Origin of the sequence: Streptomyces sp. NBC_00557 (assembly GCF_036345995.1) — a bacterium.
Classification (GTDB): Bacteria; Actinomycetota; Actinomycetes; order Streptomycetales; family Streptomycetaceae; genus Streptomyces.
The window spans coordinates 6,484,921-6,497,428 of sequence record NZ_CP107796.1 but is presented as its reverse complement, the minus strand read 5'-3'; the positions used below and the strand labels follow the sequence as shown (position 1 = coordinate 6,497,428).

14 protein-coding genes are annotated in these 12,508 nt (G+C 71.3%); 7 read left to right on the top strand and 7 right to left on the bottom strand.

Annotation, left to right across the window (positions count from 1 at the left end):
* Positions 1-405 precede the first annotated feature (405 nt).
* Positions 406-1,056: a DNA-3-methyladenine glycosylase gene (locus OG956_RS28565; RefSeq protein WP_330340880.1), complete on the bottom strand. Its 651-nt coding sequence runs from the start codon at positions 1,054-1,056 to the stop codon at positions 406-408.
* 100 nt (positions 1,057-1,156) lie between these two features.
* Here OG956_RS28565 and OG956_RS28560 point away from each other — a divergent pair, with 100 nt between their 5' ends.
* From OG956_RS28560 to OG956_RS28550, 3 genes are all read left to right on the top strand, one after another.
* Positions 1,157-1,939 carry a sporulation protein gene (locus OG956_RS28560; protein WP_330340879.1) on the top strand — a complete coding sequence of 261 codons (783 nt, stop codon included), beginning with the start codon at positions 1,157-1,159 and terminating at the stop codon, positions 1,937-1,939.
* 45 nt (positions 1,940-1,984) lie between these two features.
* Entirely contained in the window at positions 1,985-2,524 is a 540-nt protein-coding gene (locus OG956_RS28555) for a YbhB/YbcL family Raf kinase inhibitor-like protein (RefSeq protein ID WP_330340878.1), read from the top strand.
* 168 nt (positions 2,525-2,692) lie between these two features.
* Positions 2,693-3,199, top strand: coding sequence for an HNH endonuclease (locus OG956_RS28550; protein WP_330340877.1), 507 nt, complete (start codon positions 2,693-2,695; stop codon positions 3,197-3,199).
* A 110-nt stretch (positions 3,200-3,309) separates the two neighbouring features.
* Here OG956_RS28550 and OG956_RS28545 read toward each other — a convergent pair whose 3' ends face one another.
* The 3 genes from OG956_RS28545 to OG956_RS28535 all read right to left on the bottom strand — a co-directional run bounded on the left by OG956_RS28545 (position 3,310) and on the right by OG956_RS28535 (position 5,674).
* The gene (locus OG956_RS28545) at positions 3,310-4,278 is read right to left on the bottom strand and encodes an SPFH domain-containing protein (protein ID WP_330340876.1); all 969 of its coding nucleotides are present in this window, start codon (positions 4,276-4,278) and stop codon (positions 3,310-3,312) included.
* A 110-nt stretch (positions 4,279-4,388) separates the two neighbouring features.
* Positions 4,389-4,820 (bottom strand): NfeD family protein, encoded by a 432-nt coding sequence (locus OG956_RS28540; RefSeq protein WP_330340875.1) that lies wholly within the window; start codon positions 4,818-4,820, stop codon positions 4,389-4,391.
* A gap of 62 nt (positions 4,821-4,882) precedes the next feature.
* Complete coding sequence (locus tag OG956_RS28535) at positions 4,883-5,674, bottom strand: ABC transporter ATP-binding protein (protein ID WP_330340874.1); 792 nt, start codon at positions 5,672-5,674, stop codon at positions 4,883-4,885.
* A 150-nt stretch (positions 5,675-5,824) separates the two neighbouring features.
* Here OG956_RS28535 and OG956_RS28530 point away from each other — a divergent pair, with 150 nt between their 5' ends.
* Positions 5,825-6,613 (top strand): hypothetical protein, encoded by a 789-nt coding sequence (locus OG956_RS28530; protein ID WP_330340873.1) that lies wholly within the window; start codon positions 5,825-5,827, stop codon positions 6,611-6,613.
* Positions 6,614-7,109: 496 nt separating this feature from the next.
* Here the strand turns inward: OG956_RS28530 and OG956_RS28525 are convergent, their stop codons facing one another.
* From OG956_RS28525 to OG956_RS28515, 3 genes are all read right to left on the bottom strand, one after another.
* Complete coding sequence (locus OG956_RS28525; RefSeq protein ID WP_330340872.1) at positions 7,110-7,355, bottom strand: chaplin; 246 nt, start codon at positions 7,353-7,355, stop codon at positions 7,110-7,112.
* A 171-nt stretch (positions 7,356-7,526) separates the two neighbouring features.
* Positions 7,527-8,168: a response regulator transcription factor gene (locus tag OG956_RS28520; protein ID WP_330340871.1), complete on the bottom strand. Its 642-nt coding sequence runs from the start codon at positions 8,166-8,168 to the stop codon at positions 7,527-7,529.
* On the bottom strand, positions 8,161-9,306 hold the full coding sequence (locus tag OG956_RS28515) for a GAF domain-containing sensor histidine kinase (RefSeq protein WP_330340870.1): 1,146 nt from the start codon (positions 9,304-9,306) through the stop codon (positions 8,161-8,163). Before OG956_RS28515 ends, OG956_RS28520 begins: the two co-directional genes overlap by 8 nt.
* Positions 9,307-9,534: 228 nt before the next feature.
* On the opposite strand from OG956_RS28515, the gene OG956_RS28510 reads away from it, so the two are divergent.
* From OG956_RS28510 to OG956_RS28500, 3 genes are all read left to right on the top strand, one after another.
* A complete protein-coding gene (locus OG956_RS28510) occupies positions 9,535-10,230 on the top strand; it encodes an SDR family NAD(P)-dependent oxidoreductase (RefSeq protein ID WP_330342971.1) in 696 nt (231 codons plus the stop codon).
* Positions 10,227-11,369, top strand: a complete 1,143-nt coding sequence (locus tag OG956_RS28505) for an S-adenosylmethionine:tRNA ribosyltransferase-isomerase (protein WP_330340869.1) — start codon at positions 10,227-10,229, stop codon at positions 11,367-11,369. Before OG956_RS28510 ends, OG956_RS28505 begins: the two co-directional genes overlap by 4 nt.
* A 301-nt stretch (positions 11,370-11,670) precedes the next feature.
* Complete coding sequence (locus OG956_RS28500) at positions 11,671-12,438, top strand: transglycosylase SLT domain-containing protein (RefSeq protein WP_330340868.1); 768 nt, start codon at positions 11,671-11,673, stop codon at positions 12,436-12,438.
* The last annotated feature ends 70 nt before the right edge of the window (positions 12,439-12,508 follow it).

The window sequence follows — 12,508 nt, the reverse complement described above, 5'->3', positions numbered from 1 at the left end:
CCGGTAGACGGGGTATCAACATATCTGGCGTTGACTTTTGGCACGCTGTTGAGTTCTCAAGGAACGGTCGCTTCCTTCGTACTCACCCTCTCGGGCTTTCCTCCGGGCGCTTCCCTTCGGTGTTTCCGACTCTATCAGATCCTTTCGGCGTCTGATTCCCGGTCGGCGGGCTGTCGGCGGGGTTTTTCGGCTTTCGCCGTCCGCCCTTTCGACATTCACTACGTTAGCTCATTTCCCCGGCGACTCATAATCGAGTCCGGGAAGTCGAATTCGGGCACGCGAGCGCACCAAAATCGACCCCGTCGAGGGGTGGTAGCTAGGTAGTGGGTTGGCCGCTCCGGCTGCAGGCGATCGCCGTACCCGGTTCAGCGGCTCGGGATACGTTACGCATCTTCGCGGGGCGCGTCAACTTCGGCGGCGCCTCGGCACATGGGCCCGATAGGGGCTCACCGTCGGGTCCCCCGCCACCCAGTAGCGCCAGGGATGGGCGTCGCCGTTCCCGCCCTCGCCGGCGACTCCGGTGCGGGGGCCGTTGCGTACCTGGTCAGTGGCTACCGGCGTACCGGTCAGCATGCGCAGCGGGGTCTCGCCGGAGGCGCACGCGTCCGTGCCGTCCAGGGCCCGGTCCACCTCGAGGGCCGTCGCCAGGCGGGCGGGGCCCTTGGCCAGTTCGTTGTCGTTCCGGGCCGAAACTCGCCGTTTGCGGGCCAGTTCGACGCCCTCGACGACCTCGCCGGCGCGGAGCAGGACGGCGCTCGCCCGGCCCTCGGGACCGCAGACGAGGTTCATGCAGTGCCACATGCCGTAGGTGAAGTAGACGTACACGTGTCCGGGCTCCCCGAACATCACGGCGTTGCGGGCGGTACGGCCGCGGTAGGCGTGGGAGCCGGGGTCGTTCGGGCCGTCGTACGCCTCCACCTCGGTGAGGCGTACGGCGATCGGGCCGTCCGGTGTCGTACGCACCAGGATCCGGCCGAGCAGGTCCGGGGCGACCTCCAGGACCGGGCGGTCGAAGAACTCTCGGGGCAGTGGCGTACGGTCCGGGGGCGCGATCATGCCCTCCGAGGGTAGTGCAGACGCGGAACCGCTCCGGCGGAACCGGTCGGGGGGTGGATCGCGTTTGTAGGGGTCGAGGGTCTTCGTAAAGGGAGAGTCAATGGCGTTCAAGAAGCTGCTCGCGAGCCTCGGTGCCGGTGGGGCGTCCGTGGAGACGGTGCTGACCGAGGTCAATGTCGTGCCCGGCGGTGTCGTCCAGGGCGAGGTGCGGATCCAGGGCGGGTCCGTGAACCAGGACGTCGAGGGGTTGTCCGTCGGTCTGCAGGCCAAGGTCGAGGTGGAGAGCGGCGACCAGGAGTACAAGCAGGACATCGAGTTCGCCAAGGTGCGGCTCGGCGGGGCCTTCGAGCTGCAGGCGGGTGCGGTGCACGCGGTGCCGTTCGGCCTGGAGGTGCCCTGGGAGACGCCGGTCACGATGATCGACGGGCAGGCGCTGCGCGGGATGCACATCGGCGTGACGACCGAGCTGGCGATCGCGCGTGCCGTCGACTCGACGGATCTCGACCCGGTCAACGTGCATCCGCTGCCGGCGCAGAAGGCGATCCTGGACGCCTTCATCCAGCTCGGCTTCCGCTTCAAGAACGCGGACATGGAGCGCGGCCACATCCGCGGAACGCGGCAGACGCTGCCGTTCTACCAGGAGATCGAGTTCTACCCGCCGTCGCAGTACCGGGGGCTGAACCAGGTCGAGCTGAGCTTCGTGGCCGACGAGCACGCGATGGACGTCGTGCTGGAGATGGACAAGAAGCCGGGTCTGTTCAGCGAGGGCTCGGACACCTACCGGTCGTTCCAGGTGGGGCTGAACGACTGGATGGGGACCGACTGGGCGGCTTATCTGAACCAGTGGCTGTCCGAGGTCGGCAGCAAGCGCAACTGGTTCTAGGCTCGGGAACTGCTGGTTCCAGATCATCGATCAGGAGGTACCGAGGTGACCGAGCTCAAGCGGCGGCCGCTCCCCCACGACTTCCATCCGCCCGTGCCGTCGTTCACGGTGACGAGTGACGACGTCCAGGAGGGTGCGACGCTCAAGAGCGCCCAGGTCCACGCCGAGGGCAACACCTCGCCGCACCTGCGCTGGGAGGGCTTCCCGCCGGAGACCAAGAGCTTCGCCGTGACCTGCTACGACCCCGACGCGCCGACCGGCAGCGGGTTCTGGCACTGGGTGCTGTTCGACATCCCGGCCTCCGTGACGGAGCTGCCGGCGGGTGCGGGCAGCGGCAAGTTCGAGGGGCTACCCGAGGGCGCCGTACACGCGCGCAACGACTACGGGACGAAGGACTTCGGCGGCGCCGCGCCGCCGCCCGGGGACGGGCCGCACCGGTACGTCTTCACGGTGTACGCGGTCGACCAGGAGAAGCTCGGTCCGAACGCGGACGCGTCGCCGGCCGTCGTCGGCTTCAACCTGCGGTTCCACACCATCGCACGCGCACAGCTCATCGGGGAGTACGAGAACCCGGCGCAGGGCTGAGCGCGGCGCCGCGATTCAGCCGAGCGTTCACGGAACGTTTGCCCGCCTCCGGTCTTGGAAGTGATCGGAGGCGGGCATTTTTTATTGCGTTGTCCATCACGGCGCGCCCGTCCAGAGTTGATCCAAGCCCGCCGGGGGGTGGGCAGGTGCACACGGGAGGTGGGCTGGATGCGGGACACGCTGGTGCTGAACGCGAGCTTCGAGCCGCTGTCGACGGTGACGTTGAATCGAGCCGTCGTTCTGGTGCTGCAGGACAAGGCCGTCGTCGAGCAGGCCCACCCCGAACTGCGCATGCGTGGCGCCGATGTGGACATACCCGCGCCCCGGGTGATCCGGTTGTGCAGGTACGTACGGGTGCCGTTCCGAAGACAAGCCCCATGGTCGAGGCGGGGAGTGCTGGTCCGGGACCGGCACCGGTGCGCGTACTGCGGGCGCAGGGCCACGACCGTGGACCATGTGGTGCCGCGGGCGCAGGGCGGGCAGGACACGTGGCTGAACACGGTGGCCGCGTGCGCGGAGGACAACCACAGGAAGGCCGACCGGACTCCGGAGCAGGCCGGGATGAAGCTGCTGAGGGAGCCGTTCGAGCCGACGCCGGCGGATGCGATGCTGCTCGCGCTGGGTGCGGACGACTTCGAGGCGCTCCCTGAGTGGCTGGCCCGGGATGCGGCCTGAGCGTCTGCCAGGCGCTCGATGACGGCAACCGCAGGTTGGGTGCGGTTTCTCGCGCAGTTCCCCGCGCCCCTGTCGGGGCGCGGCAGGAACCCGGCGTTCTCCGGTAACCCCTAGTCGATGCTGGGCTTCTCGCGGCGCTCCGTGCTCGGGCCGTTGTTCTGGGCGGGCACGTTGGCTCCGCCGTTGCCCTGGTTGCCGCCGCCCAGGGGGCCGAAGTTGCCCATTGCGCCGGAGAGGCCCTTCAGGGCGTCGCCGATCTCGCTGGGGACGATCCAGAGCTTGTTGGCGTCGCCCTCGGCGATCTTCGGGAGCATCTGGAGGTACTGGTAGGACAGGAGCTTCTGGTCCGGGTCGCCGGCGTGGATGGCCTCGAAGACCGTACGGACCGCCTGGGCCTCGCCCTCGGCTCGCAGGGCGGCGGCCTTGGCCTCACCCTCGGCGCGCAGGATCTGGGACTGCTTCTCGCCCTCGGCGGTGAGGATGGCGGCCTGGCGCGTGCCTTCGGCGGTGAGGATGGCGGCGCGCTTGTCACGGTCGGCGCGCATCTGCTTCTCCATCGAGTCCTGGATGGAGGTGGGCGGTTCGATGGCCTTCAGCTCCACGCGGTTGACGCGGATGCCCCACTTGCCCGTGGCCTCGTCGAGGACGCCGCGCAGTGCGGCGTTGATCTCCTCGCGGGAGGTCAGGGTGCGTTCGAGGTCCATGCCGCCGATGATGTTGCGCAGCGTGGTGACGGTCAGCTGCTCGATGGCCTGGATGTAGCTGGCCACTTCGTACGTGGCCGCGCGGGCGTCGGTCACCTGGTAGTAGATGACGGTGTCGATGTTGACGACCAGGTTGTCCTGGGTGATGACCGGCTGCGGCGGGAAGGGTACGACCTGTTCGCGCAGGTCGATGCGGTTGCGGATGGTGTCGATGAACGGGACGACGATGTTCAGGCCCGCGTTCAGGGTGCGTGTGTAGCGGCCGAAGCGCTCGACGATGGCCGCGCTTGCCTGTGGGATGACCTGGATGGTCTTGATCAGGGCGATGAAGACCAACACCACCAGAATGACCAGGACGATGATGACCGGTTCCATCGTGTTCCCCGTACCCCTCTCCGCCTCGGCGCCTTCGGCAGATCCCGTGCCTGTAGAAGATCTTGCTGGTCGAGTCTGACAGACTTCGCCCAACTCGTGGGCGTGTTGCCTCAGATGACGATGGCGGTGGCCCCTTCGATGTCCACGACGTCCACCTCCTGGCCCACTTCGTAGGCGCGGCCGGTGTCGAGCGCGCGGGCCGACCAGACCTCTCCGGCGAGCTTGATACGGCCGCCGGAACCGTCGACGCGTTCCAGGACGACGGCCTGCCTGCCCTTCAACGCGTCGATGCCGGTGGCGAGTTGGGGGCGCTGTCTGCTGTGCCGGGCCGCGATGGGGCGGACCACGGCGATGAGTGCGACCGAGACGACGACGAACACGAGGACCTGGAGCACGGCGTCGAGGCCGAGTGCGGCGGCGACGGCGGCCGCGACCGCTCCGACCGCGAGCATGCCGAACTCCGGCATGGCGGTGACGACGAGCGGGATTCCGAGTGCCGCCGCGCCGACGAGCCACCACACCCATGCGTCGATGTCGTTCACATGGTCATGGTAGGGCCGGGGTCGGGCGGCGGACAGGGCGCGAAGGGGAAGCGCACGGGGGGTCAGGACAGGGGCAGGCCCTGGGCGGTCCAGCGGTCGCCGACCTGCTCGACGACGAGCGGCAGGCCGAAGCAGCGGGAGAGGTTGCGGGAGGTCAGTTCCAGCTCGATGGGGCCGGCGGCGAGGACCTTGCCCTGGCGGATCATCAGGACGTGGGTGAAGCCGGGGGCGATCTCCTCGACGTGGTGCGTGACCATGATCATCGAGGGGGCGATGGGGTCGCGGGCGAGCCGGCCGAGGCGGCGGACCAGGTCCTCGCGGCCGCCGAGGTCGAGGCCGGCGGCGGGCTCGTCGAGCAGGAGCAGCTCGGGGTCGGTCATCAGGGCGCGGGCGATCAGGGTGCGCTTGCGCTCGCCCTCGGAGAGGGTGCCGAAGCGGCGGTCGAGGAAGTCGCTCATGCCGAGGCGGTCGAGGAAGGCGCGGGCGCGCTGCTCGTCGACCTCGTCGTACTCCTCCTGCCAGTGGGCCGTCATGCCGTACGCGGCCGTGAGGACCGTCTCCAGGACCGTCTGGCGCTTGGGGAGCTTCTCGGCCAGGGCGATGCCGGCCATGCCGATGCGGGGGCGCAGCTCGAAGACGTCGACCTTGCCGAGGGTGTCGCCGAGGATGGTGGCGGTGCCCTTGCTGGGGAAGAGGTAGCTGGAGGCGACGTTCAGGAGGGTGGTCTTGCCGGCGCCGTTGGGTCCGAGGATGACCCAGCGCTCGCCCTCCTTCACCGACCAGGAGACCTGGTCCACGAGAGCCCGGCCCTCGCGGACCACGGATACGTCCTGAAGCTCCAGAACATCGCTCATGAGCGCGTTGTCTCCCCTTGCAGTGTGCCGGTCTCGGCTGGTCGCGTACGCCTGTGGCTCGGTCCGCCGCGCCTGTGGGCGCAGCCCTTATGAAATCTACGCCACGCGCGCGCCGCTCCATTCCTTCGGTCCGGTCCTTAGGGTGGGGGCATGCTCTCGGAACCGCGTTCAGGACGCCTTGCCGCATGGGGAAATGCCCTTTTGGCCGGACTTGTCTCCCCGGATGACGCCGCAATCGCCATTGTGGGCGAGGACACGGTGCACCGGGTGGAGGGGCTGCCCGGGGAGTCCGCGCAGGTCGGGCTGACGCTGGCGCTGGGGCGGCTGCGGGCGCTGGGGGCGACAGGGCTGCGGGTGGCGCTGCCGGCGCCGGGGCATCCGCTGGGGCTGAGCGGTCCGCCCGAGTTCAACGCGCGGGCCCTGGAGGCCGAGGAGGCGGTGGTCTGCTTCGGCGCCGCGTTCGGGCTCGTGCCGGAGGTGTACGAGGCCGGGCCGGAGGGTGATGTGCATGCCGAGGTCGTGTGGCGTGTGCTGCCGGTCCGGGAGGCGCCGCCCGCGGATGTGCCGTCGCTGGGCGAGGCCGAGCGGGAGCTGGCGGAGGCGCTGCGCGAGGCGACCGAGGTACTGGCGAAGCTGGACGTCGCCGGGTCCGGTCCGGTGGCGGAGGCGGCGATCGACGCGTACCGGGCACGGGCCGAGCGGGGCCGTGAGGTGCTGGCGCCGGGATATCCGCCGCGTGCGGTGCGGGTGCTGGAGCTGGCGCAGCGGGTGGCGCTGCTGATCTCGCTGGCGTACGACCACGGGCACGGGGGTGCGGTCAGCTCGTCGGAGATGGCCGCCCGGGCGGAGGCCTTGCGGCCGGTGGAGCGGACGGCCCGCCGGGCGCAGGTGGCGGCGTACAACTCGATCGTGGAGGAGCACGAGCGCGGGGTGCGCTGAGGGCCTGGGCTGCCCGCGCGGTGCCGGTACCGACGGCGGGTGGTGGCCGCCTGCGTCCGGGCGGGGCCATACCGGGGTGGGGAGCGCGGGGAGTGACGACCGGGGCATGCGGTCTGCGGTGCCGTACCGACGTGCGGACCGCGGGATGTGCTGAGCGAGACGTGCGGCCTGCGGGGTCGTACCCCCGCGCGGCCGCGGGATGCGCTGAGCGAGCCGTGCGGCCTGCGGGGAGCAGGGCCGTGCCGGCCTGAGGGATGCGGGGTGGGGGCACAGGGTGCGCCGAAACCGGGCTGTGGAGTCTGCGTGAAAAAAGGCCGCGCTGACCGGGCCATGCCGCCTGCGGGGCTGCGGGGCATACCGGGGTGCGGCTCCGCTGGGAGTCGACCGGCCCGGCGGCCTGCATGGAGCCGGGCCGTGGGCCTGCGTCCCGGAGGGCGACACGGCGACAGGCCTCCCGGGCGGTGCCGGGAGGCCTGGGGTCGGTGTCGGCCGGGACTCAGTGGTTGAGGCCGAGGTTGCCGAAGGCCGGGTTCAGCACGCCGATGACGCTCACGCTGTTGCCGACCGCGTTCACCGGGACGTGTACCGGGACCTGGACGACGTTGCCCGAGCCGACGCCCGGGGAGCCGTGGGCCTCGCCGCAGGCCCAGCTGCCGGTCGTGGCGGAGGCCAGGCCCGCTCCGGCGGCCACGAGGCCACCGGCCACCATCGTCACGGCGGCTGCCTTCTTCAGGTTCTTCACTTTCCAACCCCTCCTAGGCGGTCACCGCGGCGGTCCGCCGCGGCACGCACTGGAGAACGGCGGAGATCGCCGGAGGATGCGCCATCCGGGTGACATTCCCACGACGGTATGAATCTCAGTCCGGAGCGGAACCCTCCGTATTGCCGGTCGCACCTGCGCGCACGGCGCGTTTCAGCCGGTCACGCCGTGGCGCACGGCCCACAACGCGGCCTGCGTGCGGTCGGCGAGGTCGAGTTTCATGAGGATGTTGGAGACGTGCGTCTTGACGGTCTTCTCGGAGAGCACGAGGGCGCGGGCGATCTCCCGGTTGGAGCGGCCGTCCGCGATCAGGCCGAGCACCTCGCGCTCCCGCTCGGTGAGCGAACCGGCTCTGCCCTGGCCCGAGTTGGCCTCCTCCTGGGAGAGCAGGGCGCCGGCGACCTCGGGCTGCAGCAGGACGTGGCCGGCGTGCACGGAGCGGATGGCCCCGGCGAGGGCGTCGGGGTCCACGTCCTTGTAGACGTACCCGGCGGCGCCCGCGCGCAGGGCCGGTACGACGGTGCGCTGCTCGGTGAAGCTGGTGACGATGAGCACGCGCGCGGGGTGGTCGAGCTCGCGCAGTCGGCGCAGGGCCTCGATGCCGTCCATGCCGGGCATCTTGACGTCCATCAGGACGACGTCCGGCCGCAGTTCCTCGGCGCGGGCGACTCCCTCGGCACCGTCGGCGGCCTCGCCGACGACCTCTATGTCGTCCTGCACCTCCAGAAAGGTGCGCAGGCCCCGCCGGACGACCTGGTGGTCGTCGACGAGCAGCACCCTGATCGCGTCAGCCACCGGGCACCTCCATCTCGATCGTGGTGCCCTTGCCGGGCGCCGATTCCACGGTCAGCGTGCCGCCGACCCCGCTCGCGCGGTCCCGCATCGAGACCAGGCCCAGATGCCGTCCGGCGCGGCGGACCGCGCCGGGGTCGAAGCCGCTGCCGTCGTCGGTGACGCGGAGCACGGCTCCGCAGCCGCGCCGCCCGACGCTCACCTCGACGTGTTCGGCGCCGGAGTGGCGCAGTGCGTTGTGCAGAGCCTCCTGGGCGACCCTGAGCATGGCCTCCTCCTGGGCGGCGGGCAGGGCGCGGAAGCCGCTGCTGGTGAAGGTCACGCGCGCGCTGTGGGCCCGGTCGAGGACCTGGGTCTGGGTGCGCAAGGTGGCGACCAGGCCGTCCTCGTCCAGTGCGGCGGGGCGCAACTCCACGACGGCGGCGCGCAGTTCGTCGGCGGCCTCGGCGGCGAGCGCGGCGACCTGGTGCAGCTCGCCCTTGGCGCGGGCGGGGTCGCGGTCGACGAGGGCCACGGCGGCCTGGGCGGTCAGGCGCAGGGAGAACAGCTTCTGGCTGACGGCGTCGTGCAGTTCGTGGGCGAGGCGGGAGCGTTCCTCGGCGATGGTCAGTTCGCGGCTGCGTTCGTAGAGGCGGGCGTTGGTCAGGGCGATGGCGGCGTGCTGGGCGAGGATGGCGAGCAGTTCCTCGTCCTCCTCGGTGAAGCCGCAGCTTCCCTCCGGCTTGGGGCAGCGCTTGTTGGCGAGGAACAGCGCCCCGATGACCTCCTCGCCGTCCTTGATCGGCAGGCCCAGGAAGTCCGCCAGGTCGGGATGGGCGCCCGGCCAGCCCTCGAAGCGGGGGTCCTTGCGCACGTCGGCGAGGCGCTCGACCTTCGCCTCGCGCAGCATCGCGGCGAGGATGCCGTGCTGGCGCGGGAGCGGTCCGATGGCGCGCCACTGCTCGTCGCTGACGCCGTCCACGACGAACTGGGCGAAGCCGCCGTGGTCGTCGGGGACGCCGAGGGCGGCGTACTGGGCGTCGAGCAGCTCGCGGGCGGAGGCGACGATCGTCTTGAGGACGTCGCGCACCTCCAGATGCCTGCTCATGGCCAGCAGCGCGGAACTCACCGCTGCCAGGCCGGACCGGGGGCCTTGACTCATGTCCTCACGGTACCGGCGGGGTGTGACACCGCGGATCGGACCACTGGCCGCCGGACCACGGCCGCTGGTCCTAGGGCGGCGGGTCTAGGGCCCGGGGCCCCGGGCGGGCGGTGTACGCCGAAGGGCCCCTGCGGTTTGCGGCCCGCGCCCGAGGCGGCGGGTGCGGCGCCGTTCCTAGGTTGTGCCCATCGCCCGGTGGGGGCGGTGAGCGACGAGGGGACGGTGGTCATGCCGGTAGGGATCGTCACGGGGGCTTCGAAGGGCCTGGGGCGGGCGCTCGCCGAGGCGCTGGCCGCGCGGGGCTGGGATCTGGTGCTGGACGCGCGGGGCGCCGGCGCTCTCAAGGAGGCGGCGCACAGCGTGGCGGGGCACGGCACGCGTGTGGAGGCGCTGGCGGGTGATGTGACGGACGCCGGGCACCGGGCCGCGCTGGTGGCGGCCGCGCGCGAGCTGGGCGGTGTCGATCTGCTGGTCAGCAACGCGAGCGCGCTGGGCGCCGAGCCGCTGATGCGGCTGGCGGAGCTGCCGGTGGAGGGGCTGCGGCGGGCGCTGGAGGTGAACGTGGTGGCGGCGCTGGGCCTGGTCCGTGAGGCGCTGCCGCTGCTGCGGGAGTCGCCGGCCGGGACGGTGATCGCCGTCAGCTCGGACGCGGCGGCCGAGGCGTACGAGACGTGGGGCGGCTACGGCGCCTCGAAGGCGGCCCTGGACCAGCTCGCGGCGGTGCTGGGCGTGGAGGAGCCCGGCCTGCGGGTGTGGGCGGTGGATCCCGGGGACATGGCGACGGAGCTGTACGCGGCGGCCGTGCCCGGTGACGACGATCCGCGGCCGGCGCCCGCCACGGTCGTACCGGCCTTCCTGCGGCTGCTGGACGAGCGGCCGGCCAGCGGGCGGTACACGGCGCCGGCGCTGCTGGAGAAGCGGTGAGCAGGGGCACGGGGGTCCCTCCGCTCGCGCGGAGGCGGACGTGGGGGAAGGTGCCGGAGGGGCTGTCCGCGCGCGTGCCCGCCGAGCAGCGGGGGCCGGGGCTGGACCGGGACGCCGTACGGCTGCTGGTGTCGCGCGGTGAGGAGGTGACGCATCACGCGTTCGGTGAGCTGCCGCCGCTGCTGCGGGCCGGGGACCTGCTGGTGGTGAACACCTCGCCCACGCTGGCCGCGGCGGTGGACGGGCGGATCGGGCACGCGCGCGTGGTGGTGCATTTCTCCACGCGCGGCGACGACGGCCGGTGGGCGGTCGAGCTGCGGGAACCGGACGGACGGGGTACCACGCGCGCGCGTGCGGGCACGCGTACGGGTACGGAGGTGAAGCTGCCCGGGGCCGGCCGGCTGGTGCTGGAGGAGCCCGTGAGCCCGCGCGGGGAGCGGCTGTGGTGGGCCCGGCCGGATGGTGACGTCCTCGGGCTGCTGCGCGCGCACGGGCGGCCCATCCGCTACGCGTACACGGAGCGGGATCAGCCGCTGTCGGTGTACCAGACGGTGTTCGCGCTGCCGTCGGCGGACGGGTCGGGCAGTGCGGAGATGCCGAGCGCGGCGCGGCCCTTCACCACGCGTCTGGTGACGGAGCTGGTGAGCCGGGGGGTCCTGTTCGCCCCGGTCACCCTGCACACGGGCGTGGCGTCGGCGGAGGCGCACGAGCCGCCGTATCCGGAGCGGTTCGCGGTGCCGGAGGCGTCCGCGCGGCTGATCAACGCGGTGAAGGCGCAGCAGTCGGGGCACGGCGCGTCCTGGGCCGGCCGGGTGATCGCGGTCGGTACGACGGCCGTGCGCGCGGTGGAGTCGGCGACCGGGCCGGACGGGAGGGTGCGGGGGGCCGCCGGCTGGACGGATCTGGTCGTGACGCCGGAGCGCGGGGTGCGGGTGGTGGACGGGCTGCTGACCGGGCTGCACGAGCCGGAGGCCTCGCATCTGCTGATGCTGGAGGCGGTCGCGGGGCGGGCCGCGGTCGACCGCGCGTACGAGGAGGCCGTCCGGGGGCGCTATCTGTGGCACGAGTTCGGCGACGTGCATCTCATCCTGCCGGAGGAGAGCCCTCACTCAGAGCATTGCGATGGCAACACTTGGTGAGTTCATTACCTCTGGGAATGTGAGCCCGCGCATAGGGTCCACATCACGTACGAACAGGCATAGGAGATAAACCATCCCCAGATGAACGGGACAGACGGTCGCGTCTGTCCCGTTTTGCCCTTCCCGGGTCCACTATGCCGGATCGTACGTCACACCTTTGCCTGGACTTTTTGCGCCAGCTAAGAATTGCTCCCGTCGCTCAACGCCGTGGGTTACCGGCCCGCGGCGTTCGTGTGGGAGGAGCCGATTCCCCCGGCGGACGCAGGAGCGACCTCCGCGCCAACGAAGAGGTCCATCAGCCATGCCCAAGAACATCCTCAATCGTGCTCATAGTCTGGTCCTGACCAAGCAGCGCCAGATCGCCGTCGCCGGCGTCGCCGCGCTCGGCACCGCCGCCATCGCCCTCTCGGCCGTCCCCGGCAACTCCGGCACCGTCACCACCGGCGCCTCCGCCGCCGACACCGCCCAGGTCGCCGCCGACGCCCAGGTCGCCGCCGACGCCCAGCTGAAGAACGTCAAGGGCACGGTCACCGACCAGCTCGCTCCCCAGACGGTCAAGCTCGACGCGTTCGCCGCGCAGAAGAAGGCCGCCGACGCCGCCGCCGCCAAGCAGCGCGCCGAGGCCGCCGCGAAGAAGGCCGCCGCCGACGCCGCCGCCAGGAAGGCCGCGCAGGACCGAGCCGCCAAGGAGGCCGCGAGCCGCTCCGCCGAGCGCCCGCAGATGGAGCTGGTGTCCGCCAAGACGTACGCGAACAACCTCGACGGCTGGATCCGGCACTCGCTGGACATCATGCGCGCCAAGGGCATCCCCGGCAGCTACAACGGCATCTACCGCAACGTGATGCGCGAGTCCTCGGGCAACCCCAACGCCATCAACAACTGGGACATCAACGCCCAGAACGGCATTCCGTCCAAGGGTCTGCTGCAGGTCATCGACCCGACGTTCCGTGCCTACCACGTGGCCGGCACCTCCTGGAACATCTACGACCCGGTCGCCAACATCACGGCCGCCTGCAACTACGCGGCGCACCGCTACGGCTCCATGGACAACGTCAACAGCGCGTACTGAGGGCTGGCGCGGACCTCTGACACGTGACGCCGAAGGGCGGCACCCCAGCACGGGGTGCCGCCCTTCTTGT